Genomic DNA, 23,999 nt, shown 5'->3' on the forward strand with positions numbered 1-23,999 from the left:
GCGCGGCCGAAGCGGCGGGCCCGGCGTCCGCGGGGCCGCGTGCCGCGGTGGTCAGGGGCGGCCGAGGGCGAGGGCCGTGACGCGGCGCCAGTCCAGGGGCGGGGGCGGCGGCTCGGCGCCCGGCCGGTCGCGGGGGACCAGGACGCGCAGGGCGCGGGGCCGGACGGTGCACACCACCGGGGCGGGCAGGGTCAGGGCCTCGCCGTCGACGGCCACCGGGACGCTCCCGGCGGTGCCGGCGGCGGTGACCTCGACCCGGCGGGCGGTGAGCACGGTCAGCGCGGGGGAGAGCGTGCCGCGTACGGCGAGGTCGGCCGCCTGGGCGGCACCGTCCACGCGGACGCCCAGCACGCCGAGTTCGCCCCGGTCGAGGCGGGGCCTGCGCCCCACGTCGAGGGGGTCGGCCGTGGCGTAGGGGTTGTTGCTGACCAGCAGGGCCTGCTGTCCGTCGACCGGGCGGTCGTCGGCGCGGGCGTCGAGGCGTTCACCGGCGCCGCCCGCCAGCAGGTCGGGCAGCGCGTCCAGGGCCGTACCGGCCTTGGCGTCGCGGTACTCGGGGCGCCGCACGATCTGCGCGTACACCCCGAACGACACCGTGTTGACGAACGCCCGGCCCGCCACGTCGCCCAGGTCCACCCGGAACTCCACGCCGTCGGTGAGGGCGTCCAGGCAGCGGGACGGGTCGTCGCGGTCCAGGCCGAGGTCCATGGCGAGGTGGTTGCGGGTGCCGGCGGAGATCACCAGGAACGGCAGGTCGTGCTCGGCGGCGACCGCGGCGACCAGCGCCTGGGTGCCGTCCCCGCCGGCGACGCCGAGCAGGTCGGCGCCGTCGGCGACGGCGCTTCGGGCCAGTTCCGCGACGTCCGCGCGGGTGCCCGGGGTGAGCAGGACGACCCGGGCGCCGAGGGCCTCGGCGCGCTCGACGAGGCCGAACCGCTCGACCTTCCCGCCGCCCGAGGCCGGGTTCATGATGAGGACCGCCCGGCGGTGCGGGGGGTGCGGCCGGACCGCCGTCGGCGCCGGGTCCGGCCGGTGCTCCGCGCGCAGGGCGGCGCGGGCGCGGGTCAGGGCCAGGGCCCACAGCAGGACGGCGGCCACCGCCGTGAACCACATGCCGCCGCTCAGGAACAGGACGAGCACGGCCACCGGGGCCGCCAGGGCCAGCACCGCGCCGAGCACCCGCAGCGCCCCCCGGTGGGCCAGGAACCACCACGCGCCGACCGCGCACACCGCCAGCCCGGCCAGCGCGCCCAGGAGGACCAGGAAACCGCCGTCGCCGAGCGACAGCAGGACGACGAGGACCGCCGCCGCGGCCGCGAACAGCGCGTGACGGGCCGCCGACCGGGCCCGGCCTCGGGTTCCGTCCGACGGGACGACCTTGCTCACCTGCGTGCTCCCCACCCCACCGCACCGAGGCTCCGGGCGGCGGCCGGGAGCCGCAGGGCAGCCTACGGCCTTTGGGCGGACCGGACGAGCGACCGGCTGCGGGAGGGCGCGGGGCCGTGCGGGCGGGGTGCCGTGCGGGCACGGGTGCGGGTGGCGCGGTACGGGCACGGGTGGGGACACCGGCGCGGGTACGGCCGTCCGCCGGGCCGCCCTGGTCGTACGCCGCACGCCGCACGCCGGTGCGCGCACCGGCGTACCCGCCCGCTGACCGGCCGTGACGGCCGGGTGCCGGGGCGGTCCGCCGTCGGTTCCGGGGCCGCGGGCGTCAGGGGCGGGGGCCGGGCTTCTCGTCCTCGCGGTCGTCGTCGCGTTCGCCCTCCGCCTGGGACGGGGTCGGGTGCGGCGGGGACTGGCGCTCGGGGGCGCCCGGCTCGTCGTCGCGCTCGCCCTCGGCCTGTGAGGGTGTCGGTTGGTCGATCATGGTGCCTCCTGGTGCCGGGGCCCGCCCGTCGGTCCGGCGGGCCGGTCGCCGAGTACCCCGCCCGGCGCCGGTGCCACCCGCCCCGGTGCCGGTTCTCCTCACCGTCCGTGCCGGGCCACGGCTGTCCGCAGGGCCGCGCGGATCCGCGGCGGCGGGGGCGGGCCGTCGTTGCCCGCGCTGGCGGTGACCGCCTCGGCGACCGCGCGGAGCTTGGTGTTGGAGAGCTGGGACGCCTCCCGCAGGATGTCCCAGGCCGCCTCGGACGTACAGGAGTGGACGGCCATCAGCACGCCCCGCGCCTGGTCGATCACCGGACGGGAGACGATCGCCTGGCGCAGCTGCTCCACCTCCTCCTGGAGGTCGTGCAGCCGCTCCGAGCGCTCCAGCGCCACCGGGGAGGACGATGACGGGACGGGCCGTGGCTCCGAGGTGCGCAGCGGGTCGTCGGTGTCCAGGCCGGCCAGCTCCAGCGTGCGGCGGGGCTGTCCGCGCCAGTGTCCCGTGGTGACCGTCAGCGACTGCCGGCGGGCGTGGCCGTCGAGGAGGTCCAGGAACTGGAGCCCCGCCGTGTCCATGAACACCACGTGCCGCATGTCCACGTCGATCCGGCCGGTCCCGGGCGGCAGCCCGGCGAGCACCTCGGTCAGGAGATCCGTGCACCCCTGCACCAGCTCGCCCCGGGGGACGAGCAGCACCCGCTCCTCCTCCACCCGGCAGTCGATGACCAGGTCGGCCGGTCTGTCCGTCAGGCGTGGTGCCGCTGAGGTCATGTCACCGCCTTCTCGGTCCTCATCGGTGTCGCAAGTGCGCCTGCCCGCCGTCCGCACGAGTACACCCAGGTACGGTGTCGGTCCGGCGGACGGCGGGCAGGGTCGCCTCGTCCGGGAATAGGGGAGGACACAGTGGGCACTCAGGACGAGGCGCCGACCGGGACCGTGCGAGCGGCACCGGGCCTGACGGTGTCCCCGCTGCCCGGGCGTGACGGCGTGCGGGTGACGGGGGAGATCGTGCTGACGACGCGCGAGACGTGGCAGCGAGCGTTGGACCAAGCGGTGCGTGAGGGTGGCGACGTGCATGTGGAGATGTCGGGTGTGACGTTCGTCGACGTCGGCGGGGCGCACACGCTCGCGGACGCCGCCGGCCGGCTCCCGGAGGGCCGGCGGCTCGTACTGCACCGGCCGCCTGCCACACTGCGACGGGTGCTGGAGATGTTCTGGCCCGACCAGCCGGCGATCGAGGTGTCGATGTCATGAGGACCGTGACCGAACCGACCGCCGGCGCCCCTGGACCCGGCGACGACGACTTCGTCCACCCCGCGCTCTTCTACCGGGACGACGACCAGTACCTGGCCGGTACCGTCCCCTTCGTCCGCGAGGGCCTGGCCGGCGGCGAGCCCGTCGCCGTGGCGGTCCCCGGCGAACGGCTCGCGCTGGTCCGCGACGCGCTCGGCTCCGACGCCGCCGCGGTACGGCTGCTGGACATGCGGGAGGCCGGACGCAACCCCGGCCGGATCATCCCCGGCGTGCTGCGCGCCTTCGCCGACGCCCAGCCGCCCGGCCGCCGGGTGCGGATCGTCGGCGAGCCGGTCTGGGCCGGCCGCAGCGGCACCGAGTACCCTGCCTGCGCCCAGCACGAGGCGCTGATCAACGACGCCTTCCGGGGCCGCGCGGTGACCATCCTGTGCCCGTACGACGCCGTACGCCTGGACGCGCGCGTGCTCGCCGACGCCCACGCGACCCATCCCGTGGTCATCCCGGCCGGGTCCCGCGCGGCGTCGGTCAGCGCCGCCTACGACCCCGCCGGCGTCGTCGCCCGCTACAACGAGCCGCTGCCGCCGGCGCCGGACGCGCCGGCCGTCCCCTTCGCGGCCGACTCGCTCCCGAACGCCCGGCACACGGCCACCGCCGAGGCCGCGCGGCTGGGCCTCACCGGGGTCCGGCTCGACGACCTGGCGCTGGTCACGGCCGAGCTGGCCACCAACAGCGTGGTGCACGGCGGGGGCGCCGGGGTGCTGCGGGTGTGGACCGAGGACGGGTACGTGCTGTGCGAGGTGCGGGACTCGGGACGGCTCGCCGACCCGCTGGCCGGGCGCCGGCCCGCCACCCGCGACCAGCGCGGCGGCCGTGGCCTGCTGCTGGTCAACCTCGTGTCGGACCTGGTGCGCACGCACACCGGGCCGGACGGCACGACGGTGCGCTGCTGGTTCGCCGTCTGACGGGCGGACCGTGACCCGGGCGCCTGCGAGGGGACACCTGCGCCGGGTCGCCCGCACCGGCAGTGGGCGTACCGGCAGTACGCGTACCGGCAGTGCTTGCGCGGGGGTGCCTTGCGCGGGGGTGCCCGCGGGGTGTCCGCACAGCGGCGACGGCTGCGCGGCGGCCTCCGGTCAGTCCGTTGTCGCGTGCAGGTCCAGGGGCGCGACCCCGCCCTCGAGCATGGTGCCCAGGCCCTGTACGGCGCAGATGTCCGGCCGCTCGGCGATGTGCACCGGCATGCCCGTCGCCTGGCGCAGCATCTGGTCGAAGCCGGGCAGCAGGGCACTGCCGCCGACCATCATGATCCCCCGGTCGGCGAGGTCGGCGACCAGATCCGGCGGACAGTCCCGCAGTACCTTGCCGAGGCCGTCCAGGACCGCCGTCAGCGGCGTCTGGATGACGTTGCGCACGGCGGCGGTGTCGACCCGCACGCTGCGGGCGAGGCCGGTCGCCACATCCCGGCCGTGGATCTCGGTGGAGGCGGAGTCCTGCGCGGTGAGCCCGTCGCCGCACAGGGCGACCTGGAGCGGCCGTACGGACTGGCTGGGCAGCACCAGTTCGTGGTGGTGGCGCAGGTGCTGGACGATGGCGTGGTCGACGGCCTCGCCGCCGACCGGGATGCGCGCGGCGGTCACGATCGAACCGAGCGAAAGCACCGCGACCTGCGTGGCGTGCGCTCCGCACACCATGATCATGGTGGCTTCGGGCTGCTCCACGGGCAGTCCGCAGCCGACCGCCGCGGCGATGAGCGTGTCGACCAGCTCCACCCGGCGGGCGCCGAGTCCGACGAGCGTCTCGACCGCGGCCCGCTGGGCCAGCGGGTCGGCGTCGTGCGGGGTGCAGACCGCCGCCCGCAGCCGGGGCTTGCGGCGCAGCGAGCGGCGCACCTTGTCGCCGAGCAGGTGCCGCAGCATGCGCTGGGCCATCTCGATGTCGACGACCGTGCCGCCGGAGACGGGCCGTACGACACGGATGTAGTCGGGGGTACGGCCGGTCATCTTCTCCGCCAGCTCACCTACCGCGATCAGCGCGCCGGTACGGCTGTTGACGGCGGCGGCGGACGGCTGGTCGACGACGAGTCCGGCGCCCCTCACGTACACGCGGGTCCGCGCCGCCCCGAGGTCGACGGCGAAGTGGCAGCGGCGCAGCTGCTCCAGAGTGGCGGTCATGACAGTCCTCCCGAGAGCGCAGACCGTGGGGCCGGCGGGGGGTCGGCCTCCCTGGCATCGTGCGGGCGGACCCGGACCGGCGCCTGCCCAAGGGGGCCGGGCGGGGTGCCGCTGAACGGGCGGTTGTGCCGTGACGACGCCGGGCGGCGGGGCGGTGCGCGAGGCGGGGCGGGCGCCGGGGGGCGGGCGGGGCGGGGCGGTTCCGCCGCGTGCGCCTCCTCGCCGCGGGGGCGGTCGGCCGGCGCGGAGCGGACGCGGGCGTGGTGGCCGGTCCCGTACTCCCGCGCCGGTCACTTCGGCGGCCCGGGCTCTTCCGGTCCGAGCGGGTCGATGCCCTCCGGTTCCTCCCACCCCTGCGGCTCCTGCGGCTCCCCCGTCTCGTCCGGGTCCTCCGTCTCGTCCAGGTCCTCCGGCCGCTCCGGGTCGAACGGGGGGTAGCCGACCGGCGTCTCCGGGGCGGGACCCGGCCCCGGCAGGGCGCCGGCCGCCTCCTCCGGCTCCGACCGCGGCCCCGCCCACCCGTCGTCCTCCGTCGGGAACGGTCCCTCCGGCAGCTCGTCCGGCGCGGCCACCGCGGCGTCCGGGGAGCCGTCGCCCGCGTCCCCCCGGCAGGGGCCGGGGCCGTCCGCCGGTACGGAGTGGTCCTGGCGCAGCTCCCGGCCGAGGGCCAGCAGCTCCAGGTTGCCGCCGCCGGACAGCTCGTACTCCTCGTACGCGTCCAGCGCCTCGTCGAGGCGTCCCAGGCGGCGCAGCGCGATCAGGTGGAGGCGCAGGAAGGTCTCGTGGAGCGGGTGCGCGCGCAACAGGCCGGCCAGGGCGCGAGCGGCCCGGTCGGCGTCGCCCAGCGCCAGGTCCAGCCCGGCGAGCCGGGCGTGCAGGGCGAGGCGGAGCTGCTGGAGGCGGCTCCGGGCGGTGCGGGCGGCGGGACCGGGCAGCCCGGGGAGCGGGTCGCCGGAGCGCCAGAGCGCCAGCGCCTCGGCGACCAGCTCGCGCGCCTCGCCGTCCGCGCCCGCCGTCTGCGCCTCGTCGGCCCGCCGGACCAGTTCCTCGCAGTGCACCACGTCCACGAAGTCGGCGCTGGTGTGCAGCGCGTACCCGTGCGAGGGGGTGGCGAGCGCGCCCGGGCCGAGCGCCTCCGTGAGCTGTTCCACCGCCCGGCGGACCCGGGACCGCCAGTCGCGCGGCTCGTCGGCGGGATCCCACAGGCCGTACCGCAGCTCCTCGTGGGTGACCGTACGGCCGTGCTTGAGCAGCAGGACGGCGAGCAGCGCGCCGGCGTCCGGCGGCAGCTCGGGGGAGCCCTGCGGTCCCTCGACGCGCAGCGGGCCCAGGGCGTAGTAGAACCGCTGGTCGTACGCCTCCCGCGCCAGCCGGGACAGTTCCGGGTCGGCGAGCAGGTCCCGGCCCTGGGTTTGCGTCTCCAGCGACGGGGACATCAGCAGGTCCAGGGCGTGCGCGAACGGGCCGCGCAGCGCGGGCGGGAGGTGTCCGAGCCGCCGGGAGTCGAGGGGCACGGGCAGCCGCGAGGTGCCCGACGTCAGCAGCAGCACCACCTCGCACAGCGCGCGCAGGTCCTGCGACCGGCCGCCCGGACGCCCGCCCAGGCCCGGCGCGAAGAGGCTGAGCCGCACCGTGCCGTCCGGCAGCAGCACCACCCGGGACAGCTCCAGCGCGCCGTGCACGGTGCCCGCCTCGTGCACGGCGGTCAGGGCGCGGGCCAGCTGCGCGGCGACGCCCACGGCCAGCGGCGCGGGCAGCCGGTTGCCGTAGGGGCGGGCCAGGGTGTTCAGGGCGATGCCGTCGAGGTGTTCCATGACGATGTAGGGCGTGTCGTCGTCGTCCACGCCGGCGTCGAGGACGGCGACCACGTTCGGGTGCCGCAGCTCCCGCAGCAGCCGGGCGTCGCGCAGGAACGCCTCGCGCCGGGCCCGGTCGGTGAGGGCGTCGTGCCGCCGGACCGTCACCGTCCGGCCGGTCGCGGTGTCCTCGGCCAGCCACACCCGGCCGGTGGGACGGAGCCGCCGCACCAGCCGGTAGCGGTCGCCCGGCCGCCCCGGGGCCGGCTCCGGCGCGCGGACCGCGCCGGTGTCGCCGACGCTGATCAGCCGCCGGGCGCCGCGCTCGCTGATCCGGGCGATCACGTCGCCCCGCGAGCCGGTCTCGGTGCCGTCCGGGGCCGGGGTCAGGGCAGCGATCTCGCCGGGGAACCGGCCCGCCCGCTCCTCGATCAGGTCGCCGGTGCGCAGCAGCAGGTCGCGGGTGCGGGCGCGGGCGGTGCGCGGCAGCCCGCGCAGCAGCAGGTCGCGGACGCCGGGCCGCCAGACGTACGAACCGGGCGGCCCCGGCACGGCGGCGAGCAGGCCGCTGAGGATCACCTCGGCCAGGTGCGCGGGCCGCGGCTCGGGCTCCACGGCGGCCTGCACCAACCGCATCACCGGCAGGTCGGGGCGTCCCAGCGCGAGGTGCCCGGCCAGCCGGTACGCCTCCGGTGACGCGGTCGCCCGGAACCTGAGCACCAGCTCCTCGGCGGGCAGCCGGGCCACGTCGGTGCGGTCGCCGGTGTCGGCGGGCAGCGGACGCAGCAGCGCCGCCACCGCGCCGGGACGCCCCGCGCCGCCCGGACCGGCCACCAGCGCCGCCCAGTTGGCCAGCCACTCGGGGCCCGGTTCGAGGACCGGCACGGGCACCGCGCCCTCGGGCGGGGCGTCCTGGGCGGTGTCGTACGGGGTGAAGGTGAGCGCGGCGCTGGGCGCGGCCCGGTACGGGGCGGACAGCCGGCCGGCGACCGGCGGCAGCGCGGTGTCCCGCCACAGGTGTTCGGGCAGCGGCTGGACGACGGCCAGCGGCATCCGGCGTGCCCAGCGGCGCAGCACGGCGAACCAGCGGGTGCCGGCCGCCCCGGCCCGCCACTGCGGGCCCATGCAGTCGCTGATCAGGAGGGTGACGGTCCGTCCGTCGGCCACGGCGTGCACGCCGTCACCGGCCACCGTGCCGTCGGGCAGCGCCCGGTGGGGGGTGACCGTGCGGAAGACGCCCGACTGGGCGAGGGCGGTGTGCAGTTCGCGGACCAGCGGACGCCAGACCGGCATCGTCGGCCCGGCGTCGTACACCAGGTTGAGCCTGAGCCAGCGCTCCCGGGCCGGGCGCATGACCGGCAGCCACCACCGGGGGTCCGCGCCGAGCCGGGCGATGCGGTCGGCGGTCGCCGCCTCGTCGACCTCCCGGACGGCGGGCGCGTCGGTACGGCGCCGCAGCGGGCGCAGGGAACGCTGGAGGGCCAGCGGGTGCCGCAGCATCGGTGGCGCCGGGGCCAGCAGGGCGGCGTGCGGTTCGGCCGCGGACGTTCCCGTCCCCGGCTTCGCCGTCCCCGTCTGCCGCGCCCCCGGCGCCGGTGTCCGCGGCGGCAGGCGCAGCGGGGCGCGCGGTGCGGCCGGGGTGCCGGGCGGGGCCGGGGGAGACGGCGGTCGCCGCTCCCGCGGGCGGGTGTCCGGATCCGCCGGGCGCGGCGGGGGCAGGGCGGCCGGCGCGGGGGTGTCCGGCGGCCGCCCGGGGAGGTCCGGGGCGGGGGCGGGGACGTCCGGACCGGGTGCCATGTGCCGCGCCAGCCACAGCAGTTCCGCCAGCTCCAGCGGGGTCGGGCGGACGCCGCAGGCCGCCCGGCCGAGGACGTCGGCCAGGCGGGCCACGGGCTCCGGCGTGCCGCAGGGGTCAGAAGGCATGCGGCTGCGGGGACTGTCCCAGGTACGGCATCAGCCGCTCGGCCAGTTCGTCGAGGGAGCCGGCGGCCAGACCGGAGGCACGGGCCAGGTAGACGGCGTTGAGGAGCTGGTCGGTGGCTAGGTCGCCGCTGCCCACCCGGGACAGGAACCGGTCGATGAGCTGCCGGGCGTAGGCGTCCGGCTCGCCCAGGTGGGCCCGGACGATCTCGGCGAGGTGCCGGTCGTCGGGCTGCCGCAGCCGCAGGGTGACGCAGCGGCGCAGGAAGGCGGGCGGGAACTCGCGCTCGCCGTTGCTGGTCAGCACCACGAACGGGAACGCGCGGCAGCGCACCCGGCCGTGCTCCACCGGCACCCGCCGGTCGGTGCCGTCGGCCATCACCTCGGCCCGCCCGCCCGGCACGTCCCGGGCGGCGCGCACCAGTTCGGGGATCTCGTACTGGCCCTCCTCCAGCACGTTCAGCAGGTCGTTGGGCAGGTCCAGGTCGCTCTTGTCGATCTCGTCGATGAGCAGGGCGCGGGGCCGGGCGTAGGGGAGCAGGGCGGTGCCCAGCGGGCCGAGCCGCAGGTGGTTCTCGACGCCGGTGCCGGAGGCCGCGCCGGGGCCGCCGTCCTCCCCGGCCGCCTGCCGGGCCGCGTAGAGCCGGGAGAGCGGGTCGTACTGGTAGAGCCCGTCGTGCAGGGTGCTGCGGCTGGTGATGTTCCACCGCAGGACCGGGCCGAGGCGCAGCTCGCGGGCGACCGCGTACACCAGCGACGACTTGCCGGTCCCGGGCGGCCCGGTGACCAGCAGCGGACGGCGCAGGTACAGGGCCGCGTTGACCAGTTGCACCGTCTCCTCGGTGGCCTGGTAGGTGCGGGCGCGGTGGGTGCGGTCGGGGGAGGTGGCGGCGGCGTCGTCGTGCTCGTCGGGCGGTTCGAGCACGGGGTGCCCGTCGAAGGCCCGCCACGGCGGCGGCGGGGGCAGCCGGGTGATGCCGTCGTGCGGTTGTGTCGCTCCGGTGTAGACGGGCCACAGGGCCATAGGGGTTTCTCTTTCGGTTCGGGGCGCGGCGGTGCGGCCCGGCGAGTGGGTCAGCCGACGGGCGAGTGCAGGCAGGCGGCGGGCTCGGAGAAGCAGCGCGGATCGTCCCACAGCAACTGCACCTCCCGGGCCCAGTGACCCTGCGGATCGTCGGCCGCGTACGCCTCCTCCCGCAAGTCCCATATGCGGCGCGGCAGTTCGGCGGGGGGCACGCCGTCGACGGACTCGGCGAGCCGGTCCAGGAACGCCGTGCCGGCGCACGGGCCGGCGTGCTCGCCGTGGTCGTCGTCGGGACAGCCCGAGCGGCGCCACAGCAGGACCGGGACCGGGACGTGCAGGCCGGTCTCGAAGTGCTCCCTCACCGCGGCGGGCGGGGTGGCGAATCCGGTCAGCGCCGCCTCCCGCAGGCGCAGGCGCAGGCTGCGGGAGTTCTCCCGGGTGCCGCACTCCACCCGGTGCAGCCGGGCGCCGGACGTGCCGTCCAGTTCCTGCCACCGCTTGGTCAGCTCGTGGCGGAGCCGGCCGCTGCGGTGCCGGGAGCGCTCCGCGACGACCAGCGGGTGCGCGCAGCCCAGCGGGGTGGAGTCGTAGGCGCTGCACGCCCAGTGCGCCACCGGCTCGTTCAGCCACTCGTCCGGCAGTACGAAGGTGATCAGTGCCTCGGCGTCGCGGTCGAGGTGGTTGAACGCCTCGTCCACCCGGTCCTGGACGTAGGGACGTACCGCCTCCTGCGGCAGCCGGCGGGTGCCCACCGGACGGCGGTGCCCGCCGCGGTAGGCGGACACCTCCACGGTGACCTGGTCGGCACCGGCACCGCTGCGGACGAGTTCCACGACGATGGGGGCCCAGGACGGGCCGGGGGAGCAGGGGCCGGCCGGTCCGCGCGGGGGCGGGCCGGCGACCGCGCGCCGGGCCCGTTCGGCCGGCTCCCGGCGGGGGCCGTCGGCGTGCGCGCGGGCGGTGCGGCCGTTGGCGGTGCGGCTGTCGGCGGCGTGGCCGTTGGCGGTGGACGGGGAGCCGGGGTGGCGGTCGTCCGTGTACCGGCTGTCCGCGTACCGGTCGTCCGTGAACCGGTGGTCGGCGGTCGGGTCCGGGCGTCGGGCGCCGGGCGCGCGGCGCCAGTGGCCGGCCGTCCACTCGTCCAGGACCCGCTGGAGCCCGTCGGCGAACCGGTCCTCGGCGGTCAGGTCCGGGACCTCGGACCGCACGTACTGCGCGGCCTGGCGCAGCGAGGTGAACGGCCGTTCGGGCTGCGGGGCGAAGAGGTCCACGGCGGAGGCGTACAACCGGTTCGGGTCGCAGTCCGGGCGGACCCGCTCGGCCCGCCGCAGCAGTGTCTCCAGCCGTCCCGCGTCCGGTCCGGGACGGGGCGCCGGCATCAGGTCGCCGAGCCCCTTCCAGTAGCGCGCCATGACCTCGACGGGCAGCATCCTGCCGACGTGCGAGCCCGTGGTGGAGACGACCATGCCGACGACCGTGTGGTCGCGGAGGGTGACCGCCGCCCCGCTGAACCCGCCCACCAGCGTCTGCCCGTGCGCCGTGAGCGCCTCCAACTGCATCCACTCGTCCGCGATGAGCGGTCCGGGCACGGCCCGGTAGGTGGCGAGCACCCCGTCGTCCAGCCGGGACGGGAAGCCGTAGGCGACCAGTTCGGAGGCGCGGTGCGCCGCGCCGGGCGCGGCGAACACGGCGGGGCGCACGGACACCTCCTGCGCCAGTTCGAGGACCACCAGGTCGCCGCGGTCGTCGGAGTGCTCCCGCCAGGGCCCCCGATCGACGACGCGGGCGGTCAGGTCGCCCAGGTCGCGGTGGCCCGGGAAGGAGACCGTGACCGGTTCGGTGTCGTGCCGTACGACGACGTGGGCGCAGCTGAGCAGCAGGCGTCCGGTGACGAGGAACCCCGCGCCGACCTCCCGGCCGCACCTGATCCGGGCGTGCCAGGCGGCCGTACCGCCGGTCATGCCGGTCACGCCGGTCACGCTCCGGCGGCGGCCTCCCCGTCCGCCGGTGCCGTGGGGGCCGACGTCCCCGGAGACCAGTGCAGTTTCACCACCAGGTGGCCTTCCGCGGTGCCCTTGGCGATGACCGCGCCGGCCTCCGCGCTCAGCCGCACCCCGAACTCCAGCTCCACCGAGTCGGGTCTGAGGCTGCCGTCCCGGAAGACCCGCAGCGCGGAGGAGGCCGCCGCGCGCACGCCCTCCAGCGCGCTCTCGAAGGTGCGCGCCGCCCGTACCGGGCCGTCGCCCCTGGAGACCAGGCGGGCCCCGGTCTCCTCGTCGACGGCCTCCACCACCACCTGGGCACCGTCCTCGGTCGTGAACTCCAGCAGTCCGTCCATGGCGCCGTTCGCTCCCCGTCGTGCCGTTCGTCCGCGCGTCGTCCTCACGCGGACGGACCTCATTGTGACGGACAGTGCTTGGCGGTGTCCTCTGTTACGCCGGTTGTCCACCGGGACGCCGGCGGAAAACCACCATCGCGCGCATCCGCCGCGCCCGGCCGGCTTCCGGGCGCCGCAGGCCCCGTGGGGCTCGTCCGGCGCGCCTTCACGGGGAGCCGTCCCGGACGAGGCCCCGCGGTGTCCGCTGGCCGGGCCAGGCCGGGCCGGCGCCTCTTGCGAACGGCCCTTCGACGTCACCGGGCCGCCGCGGCGGGCTCGACGGCACCGGTTCCGGCGGGCCGTCGCTGACCGTGACGCACGAGAAGGGGGGCACCGGGCATCGCCCCGCGCGGTGCCGGGTGGACGCGGGAGCTGTCCGGTGCGCGGGGCGCGGCCGTGACGGCGGACGGGGCCCGGGTCTTTTGGCGGGGCTCCACCCGGCGGAGCGGTGCCGTCGACGGCGTCCGGCTCGACGGCCGGGCCGGCGCGGAGATGGCCGAAAGCGACACCCGGACCGGCGCCTTCGGGCCGGAGCCCGGAACGGACCTCGTCCGGCCGGCGGGGGCGCGACCGGCACGGGACGCTGGGCGTGCCCCGCGCCGCGGCTTCCGTCCCGCCGCGCGCCCCGGCCCGTGACGACCGGGCCCGTGACGACCGGGCCGGCCGAGGGGGCCGTCGGTCCCGTACTCCCGGTCCGGGTACGGCAGGTCGCTGAAGTCGTCGGTGAGGAGGGCGAGGAGGTGACGGGCGGGGAGGCGCTCAGCCATGACCCAGCGACCGCTTCATGATCTTCCCCATGTCGTTGCGGGGGAGGGCGTCGAGGTGGCGCAGCACCCGGGGCCGCTTGTGCGGGGCGAGGCGGGCGGCGACGTGGTCGGCCAGTTCCCGCAGGCCGGGCGGGGCCTGCGGGTCGGCGGGCACCACCCACGCCACGATCCGCTCGCCCAGATCCTCGTCGGGTTCCCCCGTGACGGCCGCCTCCCGCACCGCCGGGTGTTCGAGGAGCGCGTTCTCGATCTCCCCGGCGCCGATCTTGTACCCGCCGCTCTTGATGAGGTCGGTGGCCTTGCGGCCGACGATGCGGACATAACCGTCGGGGTCGCGGACCGCCATGTCGCCGGTGCGGAAGTACCCGTCGGCGGTGAAGGCGGCGGCGGTCGCGTCGGGGCGGTTGAGGTACTCGGTGAACAGGTGGGGCCCGCGCACCTGGATCTCCCCGACGGTCTCCCCGTCGTACGCGGTGACCTGCGACCCGTCCTCCTCCACCAGCCGCAGCTCCACCCCCGGCAGCGGCACGCCCACCGTCCCGGCGCGGGCCTCGCCGTCGGCGCGGACGCTGGTGTTCATCAGCGTCTCCGTCATCCCGTACCGCTCGACGACCCGGCGTCCGGTGGCGGCGGCGATCCGCTGGTGGTCGTGGACGGGCAGCGCGGCGGAGCCGGAGACCAGCAGCCGGGCCCCGGCCAGCGCCTTGACCAGCTCGGGTTCGGCGGGCAGCGCCTCCGCGATCCGGTGGTACATGGTCGGCACGCCGAAGAGCATGGTGGCCCCGTCGTTCAGTTCGCGCGCCACGCCCTCGGTGGAGAACCGCCCCAGGTGCCGCACCGACCCGCCGCACCGGAGCGGCCCGAGGGTGCCCAGCACCAGTCCGTGCACGTGGAACAGCGGCAGTCCGTGCACCAGGACGTCGTCGCCGGTCCACGCCCACGCGTCGGCGAGCGCGTCCAGCGTGGTGGCGACGGCCCGGCGGGGCAGGACGGCGCCCTTGGGCGGGCCGGTGGTGCCGGAGGTGTAGACGACCAGCGCGGGGTCGCCGTCCCCGGCGTCCGGTGCCGGCACCGGTCCCCGGGCGTCCACGTCGACGTCGACGCGGGACAGGCCGGCGAGCGGCGCCGGGAGTCCGTCGCCGGGGGCGGCCAGGACCAGCGACGGCGCGCTGTCGGCGAGGATGTGCCGCAGCTCCTTCTCGCCCGACTTCGGGTTGAGCGGCACGGCGGGCACGCCGGCCAGCAGTGCGGCGACCACGGCGACGGCGGTCTCCAGCGACGGGGTCGCCCAGACGGCCACCCGGCCGGCCCCGCCGAGCCTGTGAGCGGTGGCACCGGCCGCGGCGGCCAGTTCCGCGTAGGTCAGGGAGCGCGCGCCGAACCGCAGGGCGGGCCGGCCGGCGGGGGCGCCGGTGAGGGCCGGGAAGAGTGAGGACACGAGTACTGCTCCTTTGCTCCGCTCAAGGATTGGGCACGACCAGCACCAGCCGCACCAGGGCCGGCATCACCGCCACCACGACTCCTCCGTACACCATCGGCTGCCGGAAGAAAGGGTCACGGCCGACGTCCGGTGCCGCCGCCGGCACCGGCGCCTCGTTTGTCCACTGAACCGGTCACCCCTCCTCCGCGTTGTGATGCCCGATGCCGACGATCACTGTTCTGACGCCCGTGCACGAGGGCGGATACGCCTACATGCGCGAACTGTACGCATGCCTGCGGGAGCAGAAGCTGCCCGCGGGCTGGCGACTTGAGTGGGTGGTGCAGGAGGACGGGCGGACGGGCAGGCCGCTGCGGGCCGTTCCGGACGCGTCGTGGATCTCCAAGGGCGCCGGCCGCTGGGGCGGCGCCGCCCAGGCCCGCACGCTGGGGTTGGCGCGTGCCACCGGAACGCTGCTGCGCTGCGTCGACTGTGACGATCTGCTGCCCGACCAGATGTCCCTCGCCCGCGACATCGAGGTCCTGGAGGCCAGTCCGGCTTACGGCTGGACGGTCGCCCCGTGCCTGGATCTCCACGCTGACGGCCGTCTGGAGCGGGGGCCGTACGACCCACGTCCGGGACCGCTGCCGGAGCGGGCGCTCCTGGACGGTGCCAGGCGCGGTGAACTGCCGGTGATGGGCACCACGTTGACCGCCCGTACCGACCTCGTGCGTCTCGTGGGCGGCTGGCCCGCGATCCCGGCCTTCGAGGACGCCGCCCTCCTCCTGTTCTGCGAGGCGGTCAGCCGGGGGTGGATGCAGTCCGAGCCGGGCGAGCTCTACCGCAAGCATCCCGGGCAGCACACCGCCACCGCGGCCTACCACGACGAGGAGGAGAAGAGACTGCGCCAGGAGATCGTGCTGGACCGCGCGGAGACGCTGTATGCCTCCGGCTGGCGCTGGCGGCCGACGGCCTCACCGGACACTTCCCGGAGCGGCGGGTGACGGACAGCCCCGCATCCGTGACGGGGCGGGGCGGCCCGCACTCGTGACGGGGAGGGGCGGCCCGCCGGCGCGGGCAGGACCACGGCCGCCCGGTTGCCCTCCCGGTGCCACGGCCCGCGCTGGTACGGCGCCGGCCCCACACACCTGGGAACACCGCGGCCGGGCGATCGCCGCGGGCCGTCCAGTCGCGCCCCGGTAACGAGGAGGCGCCGGTCCCGGACCGCTGGTCAGCGCCCGCGCGAAGAAGGCCGCGCCACCGCGCCGGGGCGTTCAGGGCCGCCGCCGGCCCGCCCCCGCCCGTCCGCACGGTGCCGCTCACACCGCTCCCGGGTCAGCCGGTGGGGAGCACGAGGACACGGCCGGGCCGGTCCGCCCGCCGGGCCGGCGGGTTGCTAGCCTGCCCGGCGGCCAGACCGTCCTACGAGGTTGGAGTCCGCCCGTGTCCCGAATAGCGCTCGTCACCTGCCGTCCCGGACCGCAGGTCGGTGTCGACCGTGATCTGCCGGTGCTGGAGGGCGCGCTGCGGGAGGCCGGGGCCGACGTGTCCGTCGCCGTGTGGGACGACCCCGGGGTCGACTGGGACCGGTTCGACCTCGTGCTCATACGCTCGACCTGGGACTACAGCTGGCGGGCGGAGGAGTTCACCGCCTGGGCGGAAGGGGTGCCGCGGCTGGCCAACCCCGCCGGGATCGTGCGCTGGAACGCCGACAAGCGGTACCTCGGCGACCTCGCCGACGCCGGTGTCGCGGTCGTCCCCACCCGGTACCTCGCCCCCGGCGATCCCGCCGACCTCCCCGACGACCACGAGTACGTGATCAAGCCGGCCTCCGGCGCCGGGGCCCGGTACGCCGCCCGCTACACACCCGGCGAGCACGCCACCGCCGTACGGCACCTGGAGCGGCTGCACGCCGAGGGGCTGACGGCGATGGTGCAGCCCTACCAGCGGGGCGTGGACACCGGCGGGGAGCGGGCGTTCCAGTACTTCGGCGGGGAACTGCTGCACGTCAGCCGCAAGGGGGCGGTGCTCGCGCCCGGGACGCCGTTCGACGAGCACAAGGTCGCCCACCCGGGCCTCGAGCCGTGGACGCCGACGCTGGTGGAGGCGGCGGTCGCGCATCGGGCGCTGGCCAACGTACCGGGCGGGGAGGGGCTGCTGTACGCGCGGGTGGACCTCGTCGACGGGGAGGACGGGCTGCCGCGGGTGATGGAACTGGAGCTGGTCGAGCCCAATCTCTTCCTGTGGCTGCACCCGGGTTCCCTGGAGCGGGTGGTCGCGGCGGTGCTCAAGGCCGCGGGCGGTCACTGACCGCCGCGCGGTGCGGACGGCACGGAGCCGTCGGGTCGCACCGCGTCGCGGGACCGTTGCCCGTGCGGAAGACGTGCGGTTAGCCTTTGTTCGCGATTCCGATCGCCTGTTGAAATATCGAACGCTGAGAGAGGGGGAGCCGCACATGGGACGTCTCGTACCAGCCGTGACCAGGGCTCTCGACATCCTTGAGCTCTTCCTCGACGGGGACGGCACGCTCTCCGCCCCCGACATCGTGCGCAGGCTCCGGCTGCCCCGCACCACCGTGCACGAGCTGGTCACCACGCTCGCCGCCCGGAAGTACATCGTCCCCGTCCCCGGGCAGCCCGGACGCTACCGGCTCGGCGTACGGCCCTACCAGCTCGGGGCGCGCTACGCCGAGCACCTCGACCTCGCCGCCGAGGGGCAGCAGGTCGCCCGGAGCGTCGCCGAGACCTGCGACGAGACGGTGCACGTGGCGATCCTGGAGGACACCGACGTCATCTACATCGCCAAGGTGGACTCCACGCACGCGGTGCGGATGGTGTCGGCGGCCGGGCGGCGGCTGCCCGCCCACTGCACCTCCGTCGGCAAGATGCTGCTGGCGTCCCTGCCCGAGCACGAGCTGGCGGCCCGCCTGCCGGACGACGCCGAGCTGGCCGGGATGACGCCGAACAGCATCACCGACCCGGCCGTCCTGCGCGCGGCCCTGGCACAGATCCGGGAGCGGGGCGTCGCGGTGGAGAGCCGCGAGTCCAACCCGGACGTCAGCTGCGTGGCCGCCCCGGTCCGCGACCGCACCGGCCGGGTCGTGGCGGCCCTGTCCATCTCCGTCCCCATGATCCGCTGGAGCGACGAGCGCCGCGCGGAACTGGAGCGACTCGCCGCCAAGGGCGCGGCCGACCTGTCGGAACACCTCGGATACCGGAGCGCGGCATGACGACCATCGACGTGGCGGTACGGACGGAAGCGGAGCTGGGCGAGGGGCCCACCTGGGACGCGGAGGCGGCCCGGCTGATCTGGGTGGACATCCTCGGCTGCCGGGTGCACACCTACGACCCGGCCACCGGCCGCCGCACGGTCCGCACGACCGAGCAGCACGTGGGCGCCGCCAAGCCGCGCGCGAACGGCGGCCTCGTCCTCAACCTCCGGGACGGCATCGCGCTGCTCGACCCCGACGGCTCGCTGCGCATGGCGCACCGCGAGGCCGTCCCCGGCCGCCGCGCCAACGACGCCGCCGTCGCCCCGGACGGCAGCCTGTGGGCCGGCACCATGCGCTACGACGAGACACCGGGCGGCGGCACGCTCTCCCGCCTCACCGCCGACGGCACGCACACCACCGTCCTGGACGACGTCGCGGTCAGCAACGGCACCGGCTGGAGCCCCGACGGGCGGCTGATGTACTACGTCGACTCGCCGACCCGCCGCATCGACGTCTTCGACCACGCCGACGGCCGGATCCTTGGGCGGCGGACGCTGGCCGTCGTCGAGGACGGCGCCGGGTTCCCGGACGGGCTCACCGTCGACGCCGACGGGTGCGTGTGGGTGGCGCTCTGGGACGGGGCGGCGGTGCGCCGGTACACGCCGGACGGGCGGCTGGACCGGGTGGTCGGGCTGCCCGTGCCGCGCGCGACGGCGTGCGCCTTCGGCGGCGCCGGCCTCACCGACCTGTACGTCACCACCGCCCGCACCGGCCTCACCGCCCCGCACCCGCTCGCCGGGTCGGTCCTGGTGGTGCCGGGGGCGGGGAAGGGGCTGGCGCAGCCGCCGTTCGCGGGGTGAGAAGCGGGTGCGGGGGCTGGTCCATGGACCCGCTCGGCGGGCTGGCCCACGGGCCGATCCACGGACCGATCCACGGACCGATCCACGGACCGGCCGGCGGGCTGGCAGGCGGGCTGCCGGTGGGCCGTCGCCGTCAGCCGCCGGCGCGGTCCAGGCCGCGCAGCACCTCGCGTTCACCGGGCGTCAGCGGCGGCTCGGCGGCGGGCGGCAGCGCCGGTCCGCCGAGGGTGGCCAGCAGCGTGCCGGGGCGCAGCAGCCGCCCCGGCCCGGTGCGCAGGCTCGTCACGTCCCACAGGGCGGCGGCGGCCGGGTAGGAGCCGGCCGCCGTCCGCGTCAGCCGGCGGGTGTACGCGGCGACCAGGTGGTCGGCGGCGTTGGGCCGGCCGCCGCGCGCCCCGGGGTACCGGACGTCCTGGCTGACCGCCATCGCCCAGGCCGCGTCGACCGGCCGGGCCACCCCGCGCTGCACCCGGCGGGCCAGCCCCGGCACGTCCACGCCGCCGCGCCGCACCTCGCGGCCGAGCACCCGCGCGCCGAGCGCCGCCACCGACATGCCCTGCCCGTAGGCCGGGTTGAACGCGGCCAGCGCGTCCCCGAGCACCACGAACCGCTCCGGCCACCACCGGGCCCGCTCCACATAGCGCCGCACGTTGCTGGTGGAGCGGCTGACGTGGACGCCGGTGAGGGGCTCCGCTGTCGAGATCAGCCGGCCCACGATCGGGTCGGGCAGCTCCAGGGTGTACCGGAGGAAGCCGTCCGGGTCGGCGGGGGGCTCACCGCCCCGGGTGCCGGCCAGGCTGACCATCCAGCGGCCGTCCTCGACCGGCAGCACCATGCCGCTGCGGCCGGGCCGGCCGGCGTACGGGTCGGCCTGCACGACGGTCAGCGGGAACCGCTCGGCGCCCTCGGGCACCCGGTAGACGCGGGTGGCGTTGACCAGACCGGCGTCCACGGTCCGCTCGCGCACCGCCGGGACACCGAGCGCGCGCAGCCAGTGCGGCAGGCGGCTGCCGCGTCCGCTGGCGTCCACCACGAGGTCGGCGTCGAGGTCCGCCTCCCCGTCCCCGGCCGCGATCCGCACCCCTGTCACCCGCCGCGCGTCGCCCGCCGGGCCCCGTACGTCGGCCCGGCGCACGGTGACGCCGGTGGCGCTGCCGAGGACGGCCCGGCGGACCGCCCAGTCCAGCAGGGCGCGGGTGCACGTGATCACGCGCGGTCCCTCGCGGCGCCAGCGGCGCAGCCAGCCCTCGGGGCTGAGCGCCAGCATGCCCGAGGCCAGGGGTATCTCCCGGGCGCCGGCGGCCAGTAACCGCGCCCGCAGGTCCAGGCCGGGCACGAGGTCGTCCATCGCCGTCAGGCCGCCGGCCATCAGCAGGTGCGCGTGGCGGCCCTGCGGCACGCCCCGGCGGTGTTCCGGGCCGTCGGGCAGGTCGTCGCGCTCCAGGACGACCACCTCGTCGACGACGGGGGACAGGGCCGCCGCGGCCAGCATGCCGGCCGGCCCGGCACCGATGACGACAGCTCTACGCGACATGGGTCTCCCTTGGTCCGGCCGGGGCGACGGCCTCGGTGTCAGCCCTCGTTCGGGCCTGGCTCGGTCCTGGTCACGGCCGTGGGCGGCCCTCACCGTACCCGCGCGCCGCGCCGGCGGATGATCGTTCCATGGCCTGGGCCAGCTCGACCAGACCGCCGGTGCCGGAGACCTCCGTGGCCCGCAGCCGGTAGGCGCTCGGGCTGTCCAGGGGCTCCTCGCGGGCGGCGGCGCGGCGCGCGGCGTCGGCGACCATCGCCGCCTCCGCGGCCAGCCGGGCCCGGTGCGGGTCGCTGCCCGCGCGCAGGGCGGCGTCCCGGGCGGTGATCCGCACCCGGTCGTCGAAGTACGGGGCGAGCGCCAGCAGGGCGTCGTGGATGGACACCTCCCGCCACTGGAGGCGCTCGCGCGGGGAGTGCCACCAGGCGGCGGCGGGCTTGGGAGCGGTCGGCACGAACCGCAGCAGCGCCGCCAGCGGGGCCAGCCGCCGGTAGTCGCCCAGGCCCCGCCAGTGCGCGGCGGCGCTCGGCAGCAGCCGCGGCAGGACGAACCCGGCCGAGCAGGTCAGCGCGCCGAGCGAGGCCATGGGCGGGGCGACGTAGGTGGACAGGAAGTCCAGGTCGTGCCCGGTCAGACGGGCGGCGACGGCGGTGTACTTGGTCGCCTGGAAGCCGATCGTGTCCAGCAGCCCGCCCGCCAGGATCAGCCGCAGCCCGGTCCGCAGCAGGCCGGTGACCTCGCGTCCCCACTTGAGGCACAGCACGCACATCGCCAGCGTCGCCGCGGTGTGCCCGGCGAGGTAGAGCAGGATCATCTCCCGCAGGTACGGCGTGCCGGCGTAGTAGGTGTCCAGGTCGGTCAGGCGCTCGGTGTCCGCGTCGGCCAGCACGAACAGCACGACGAGGGCGGCCACCAGCAGCGTGTACGCGACGACGGTGCCCAGGACCAGGCGGCGCACCCGGTCCGCGGGGCCGCCCCGCCACAGGATCAGCAGCACCACCAGCGAGCAGCTGTACGCCGAGAGCATCCCGTAGGTCAGCGGGGCGCCGAAGTTGGGGACGCCGGTGAGGTCGTTGACGGTGGCCAGCGTCAGCGGGGCCGCGCAGACCAGGACCAGGGCGCCGAGGAGGACGGTGGCGCAGGTGGCCAGGACGGTGGGGTTGCGCACGGCGGTGGCGGGCCGGCGCAGCAGGACGACGCCGGACAGCCCGAACACCAGGGCCGCCAGGTACACGACGGCGCTCACACCGGCCTCCGCGCGGACCCCGCCCGGTTCACGGGGCCCCCGTGGCCGCGGTGGCGCGGGCGACGGCGGTACGGGGGAGCGGGCCGGCCAGCGCGTCACCGACCCGCGCGAGCGCCTCCGGCCCGGGCACCCGCGGCGGCACCCGCCCGTCCCGCTCCCGGACAGCGGCCCGCGTCTCCCGTCCGGGGCCCGGCCCGGCGCCCGGAGCCGTGCCCGGGCCGCCCCCCGCGCCCGCACCCCGCCCGGCCCCCGCGCCCGCTCCGGCACGCCGGCCGGCTCCCGCGCCCGCTCCGGCACGCCGGCCGGCATCCGCCCCCGCCCCCGGCCCCGCCGCGTCCCGCTCCACCGCCTCCGCCGCGTCCCGCTCCACCGCCTCCGTGATGATCACCGCCCACGCCAGGGCCTCCGCCCGCTCCGGGTCCCCCGTCCCGCGCAGCGCCGCGCGGCGGGCCCGGTCGTACAGTCCGGCGTCGAGGTGGGCGTCCAGGTGGCCGAGCGCGTTGTGGATGCTGGTCTGGCGCCACATCAGCCGCGTCGCCGGGGACGCGAGGCGGGGACGCGGCAGGCGCAGGGCGCGGCGGGTGAGGACCTCCTCCAGGGCCCGTTCCAGCGGTTCGAGCCGCGCGTAGGTCCGCCGGGCCCGCCGCCACCGGGTCACCCGCGGCGCGGCCAGCGGGACCAGCACCCCGGTGACGGTGAGCAGCGCGCCCAGCCCGGCAGCGGCCGGGGAGACACCGGTGACCAGCACCGGCCAGTCCCGTCCGGTCCAGCGGGCGAGCACGGCGACGAGCCTGGCGACGCTGTACCCGGCGTTGCACAGGCCGCCGGCGCCCAGCAGGGCCAGCCCGGTCCGCAGCAGGCCGTCCACCTGCCGGGCCCAGCGCAGCGCCGACACCGCGGTGACGCCGGCGGCGGCGAGGTGCCCGGCCAGGTACAGCACGATCATCTCGGTGAGGAACGGCGTGGTCGCGTAGTAGACGTCCAGGTCGGTACGGCGTTCCACCGGCGCCTCGCCCAGCGCGAACGTCACCGCGATGCCGACGACGACACCGGTGTAGGCGAGGATCCAGCGCCGGGCGACCCGGTGCACCGCCGGCCCGCCGCGCCAGTACACGATCAGCACCTGGGAGGCGGCGCTGTACGCGGTGATCGAGGCGTACGTCAGCGGCGCGGCCAGGTTGGGCGTGCCGCCGAGCCGGTTGACGGCGCCGACCGTCGGCGGGGCGCCCAGGAAGAAGCAGAGCCCGGCCAGGCCCAGCACCGCGCAGATCGCCCGCAGGTACGGGTCGCGCCGGTGCCGGAGCAGGTCCGGTGCCTTCACCGCCAGGCCGATCCACAGGACGGTACAGCTGGCGTAGTTGAGCAGGGCACTCATCCCCGCTGCCCGCGGTAGTTGAGCGCGGCGCCGATCCGCCCGGCCAGCCCCTCGGCGTCGGCGCCCCCGTTCCCGGACCCGGTCTCCTCCGTTTCCTGGAGCCAGGTCCGCAGCCGGCGGCCCATCAGCATGCCGAAGCGGTCGGCGTCCTGTTCCTCGGCGAGGCCGAAGTCGGTGCGGGCGGCGGCGGGCCGGGGCGCGGCACCGGGGACGGGCGGGACGTTCGCGTCCCGGCGGCTCATGTGCCAGACCTCGTGGCACAGGATGACGATCTGGTGCCACACGGCGGCCCGCCGGTCGACCACCACCACGTCCTGGCACGCGCCCTCCAGCCACAGCCCGCTGGCGGTGTGCGGCGGGAACGTCTCGCGGCGTACGACGAGGTCCCGGCCCCGCCAGGCGGCCACGGACTCCACCAGCGCCTCGAACAGCACCTCGGGGTCGGCGGGCACCGGCACCCGGATCGGGTCGATGAGCGCGTCGGCGAGGCGACGCATCTGCCTGCTCCTACGCACCGCTGTCCCCCTGCTCGCCCATGCCCGTCCCCGTCCCCGTGCCCGCCCGGCCTCGCGCGCGGGGGCGGCGTGCGGTCATCCGTGCAATATGCCAAGTCGGCCGCCCCTCGGCCACTTCGCCCCGGTCACTTCGGTCGCTCCGGTCGCTCCGGTCGCTCCGATCACTCCGGTCGCCCCGGTCACCCTGGTCGCCCCGGTCACCCTGGTCGCTGCGGTCACCCTGGTCGCCCGGCCAGGCGGTGATCAGCACCGGCCACGGCCCGCGGAACGCGGTGAGCAGCGAGTGAGCCCGGGGCGCCGGGACGCCGGGCACACCGGTGAGCCGGTTGGCGCGGGCGATGGCCGAGGGCGCGACGGAGGCGAAGACCGCGCGGGCGAGCAGCGGCGGACCGCCGGCCGCGCGCGGCGCCGGGCCGGCCCGGAAGCGGATGACCGCGGGCGTCCTGATCGCCGGGGCGGCCGGAACGGAGGCCAGAGCGGCGGCCGGGACGGAGACCGGGCCGGAGGCCAGAGCGGCGGCCGGGACGGAGACCGGGCCGGAGGCCGGAGCGGCGGCCGGGATCCACCAGAAGTCCGGGTGGAGACCGCTGAGGACCGCGGAGTCCATCGCTCCCCCTTCGCGACCCCTTCGGCCCGCCGTTCGGCGGGGTACAGAGCGTACGCGCCTGT

At 76.9% G+C, this 23,999-nt stretch carries 20 protein-coding genes; 6 read left to right on the forward strand and 14 right to left on the reverse strand.

Annotation, left to right across the window (positions count from 1 at the left end; all coding sequences use genetic code 11):
• Window positions 1-51: 51 nt before the first annotated feature.
• The 3 genes from ACY1JF_RS15205 to ACY1JF_RS15215 form a co-directional block, all read right to left on the reverse strand.
• On the reverse strand, window positions 52-1,386 hold the full coding sequence (locus tag ACY1JF_RS15205; RefSeq protein WP_462705647.1) for a diacylglycerol/lipid kinase family protein: 1,335 nt from the start codon (window positions 1,384-1,386) through the stop codon (window positions 52-54).
• Window positions 1,387-1,711: 325 nt separating this feature from the next.
• Window positions 1,712-1,867, reverse strand: a complete 156-nt coding sequence (locus ACY1JF_RS15210; protein ID WP_462705648.1) for a hypothetical protein — start codon at window positions 1,865-1,867, stop codon at window positions 1,712-1,714.
• 98 nt (window positions 1,868-1,965) lie between these two features.
• Window positions 1,966-2,637 (reverse strand): ANTAR domain-containing protein, encoded by a 672-nt coding sequence (locus ACY1JF_RS15215; protein ID WP_462705649.1) that lies wholly within the window; start codon window positions 2,635-2,637, stop codon window positions 1,966-1,968.
• A gap of 132 nt (window positions 2,638-2,769) precedes the next feature.
• Between ACY1JF_RS15215 and ACY1JF_RS15220 the strand changes: the two genes are divergently transcribed.
• Together ACY1JF_RS15220 and ACY1JF_RS15225 are read left to right on the forward strand one after the other, a co-directional pair.
• Window positions 2,770-3,120, forward strand: a complete 351-nt coding sequence (locus ACY1JF_RS15220) for an STAS domain-containing protein (protein WP_462705650.1) — start codon at window positions 2,770-2,772, stop codon at window positions 3,118-3,120.
• Window positions 3,117-4,082 (forward strand): anti-sigma factor RsbA family regulatory protein, encoded by a 966-nt coding sequence (locus tag ACY1JF_RS15225; RefSeq protein ID WP_462705651.1) that lies wholly within the window; start codon window positions 3,117-3,119, stop codon window positions 4,080-4,082. Before ACY1JF_RS15220 ends, ACY1JF_RS15225 begins: the two co-directional genes overlap by 4 nt.
• A gap of 171 nt (window positions 4,083-4,253) precedes the next feature.
• Here ACY1JF_RS15225 and ACY1JF_RS15230 read toward each other — a convergent pair whose 3' ends face one another.
• The 6 genes from ACY1JF_RS15230 to ACY1JF_RS15255 form a co-directional block, all read right to left on the reverse strand.
• Window positions 4,254-5,291 (reverse strand): rod shape-determining protein, encoded by a 1,038-nt coding sequence (locus ACY1JF_RS15230; RefSeq protein ID WP_462705652.1) that lies wholly within the window; start codon window positions 5,289-5,291, stop codon window positions 4,254-4,256.
• 290 nt (window positions 5,292-5,581) lie between these two features.
• The gene (locus tag ACY1JF_RS15235; RefSeq protein WP_462705653.1) at window positions 5,582-9,010 is read right to left on the reverse strand and encodes an SAV_2336 N-terminal domain-related protein; all 3,429 of its coding nucleotides are present in this window, start codon (window positions 9,008-9,010) and stop codon (window positions 5,582-5,584) included.
• A complete protein-coding gene (locus ACY1JF_RS15240; protein ID WP_462705654.1) occupies window positions 9,000-10,031 on the reverse strand; it encodes an AAA family ATPase in 1,032 nt (343 codons plus the stop codon). Before ACY1JF_RS15240 ends, ACY1JF_RS15235 begins: the two co-directional genes overlap by 11 nt.
• A gap of 50 nt (window positions 10,032-10,081) precedes the next feature.
• The gene (locus ACY1JF_RS15245) at window positions 10,082-11,992 is read right to left on the reverse strand and encodes a VMAP-C domain-containing protein (RefSeq protein ID WP_462705747.1); all 1,911 of its coding nucleotides are present in this window, start codon (window positions 11,990-11,992) and stop codon (window positions 10,082-10,084) included.
• 14 nt (window positions 11,993-12,006) lie between these two features.
• The gene (locus ACY1JF_RS15250) at window positions 12,007-12,369 is read right to left on the reverse strand and encodes a CU044_2847 family protein (RefSeq protein ID WP_462705655.1); all 363 of its coding nucleotides are present in this window, start codon (window positions 12,367-12,369) and stop codon (window positions 12,007-12,009) included.
• Window positions 12,370-13,167: 798 nt separating this feature from the next.
• Entirely contained in the window at window positions 13,168-14,613 is a 1,446-nt protein-coding gene (locus tag ACY1JF_RS15255; RefSeq protein ID WP_462705656.1) for an acyl-CoA synthetase, read from the reverse strand.
• 203 nt (window positions 14,614-14,816) lie between these two features.
• Here ACY1JF_RS15255 and ACY1JF_RS15260 point away from each other — a divergent pair, with 203 nt between their 5' ends.
• From ACY1JF_RS15260 to ACY1JF_RS15275, 4 genes are all read left to right on the forward strand, one after another.
• Window positions 14,817-15,596 carry a GltA gene (locus ACY1JF_RS15260; protein ID WP_462705657.1) on the forward strand — a complete coding sequence of 260 codons (780 nt, stop codon included), beginning with the start codon at window positions 14,817-14,819 and terminating at the stop codon, window positions 15,594-15,596.
• Window positions 15,597-16,035: 439 nt separating this feature from the next.
• Entirely contained in the window at window positions 16,036-16,902 is an 867-nt protein-coding gene (locus ACY1JF_RS15265) for an ATP-grasp domain-containing protein (protein WP_462705658.1), read from the forward strand.
• A gap of 145 nt (window positions 16,903-17,047) precedes the next feature.
• Window positions 17,048-17,821, forward strand: a complete 774-nt coding sequence (locus tag ACY1JF_RS15270; protein ID WP_462705659.1) for an IclR family transcriptional regulator — start codon at window positions 17,048-17,050, stop codon at window positions 17,819-17,821.
• A complete protein-coding gene (locus ACY1JF_RS15275) occupies window positions 17,818-18,663 on the forward strand; it encodes an SMP-30/gluconolactonase/LRE family protein (RefSeq protein ID WP_462705660.1) in 846 nt (281 codons plus the stop codon). Before ACY1JF_RS15270 ends, ACY1JF_RS15275 begins: the two co-directional genes overlap by 4 nt.
• Before the next feature lie 133 nt (window positions 18,664-18,796).
• On the opposite strand, the gene ACY1JF_RS15280 is transcribed toward ACY1JF_RS15275, so the two are convergent.
• The 5 genes from ACY1JF_RS15280 to ACY1JF_RS15300 form a co-directional block, all read right to left on the reverse strand.
• A complete protein-coding gene (locus ACY1JF_RS15280) occupies window positions 18,797-20,197 on the reverse strand; it encodes an FAD-dependent oxidoreductase (protein ID WP_462705661.1) in 1,401 nt (466 codons plus the stop codon).
• A 70-nt stretch (window positions 20,198-20,267) separates the two neighbouring features.
• Window positions 20,268-21,440 carry an MAB_1171c family putative transporter gene (locus tag ACY1JF_RS15285; RefSeq protein ID WP_462705662.1) on the reverse strand — a complete coding sequence of 391 codons (1,173 nt, stop codon included), beginning with the start codon at window positions 21,438-21,440 and terminating at the stop codon, window positions 20,268-20,270.
• A gap of 28 nt (window positions 21,441-21,468) precedes the next feature.
• Complete coding sequence (locus ACY1JF_RS15290) at window positions 21,469-22,815, reverse strand: MAB_1171c family putative transporter (RefSeq protein WP_462705663.1); 1,347 nt, start codon at window positions 22,813-22,815, stop codon at window positions 21,469-21,471.
• On the reverse strand, window positions 22,812-23,312 hold the full coding sequence (locus ACY1JF_RS15295) for a toxin (protein ID WP_462705664.1): 501 nt from the start codon (window positions 23,310-23,312) through the stop codon (window positions 22,812-22,814). Before ACY1JF_RS15295 ends, ACY1JF_RS15290 begins: the two co-directional genes overlap by 4 nt.
• A gap of 10 nt (window positions 23,313-23,322) precedes the next feature.
• Window positions 23,323-23,937, reverse strand: coding sequence for a hypothetical protein (locus tag ACY1JF_RS15300; RefSeq protein ID WP_462705665.1), 615 nt, complete (start codon window positions 23,935-23,937; stop codon window positions 23,323-23,325).
• Between the last annotated feature and the right edge of the window lie 62 nt (window positions 23,938-23,999).

Source organism: Streptomyces sp. SYSU D01066-1, from assembly GCF_054956795.1.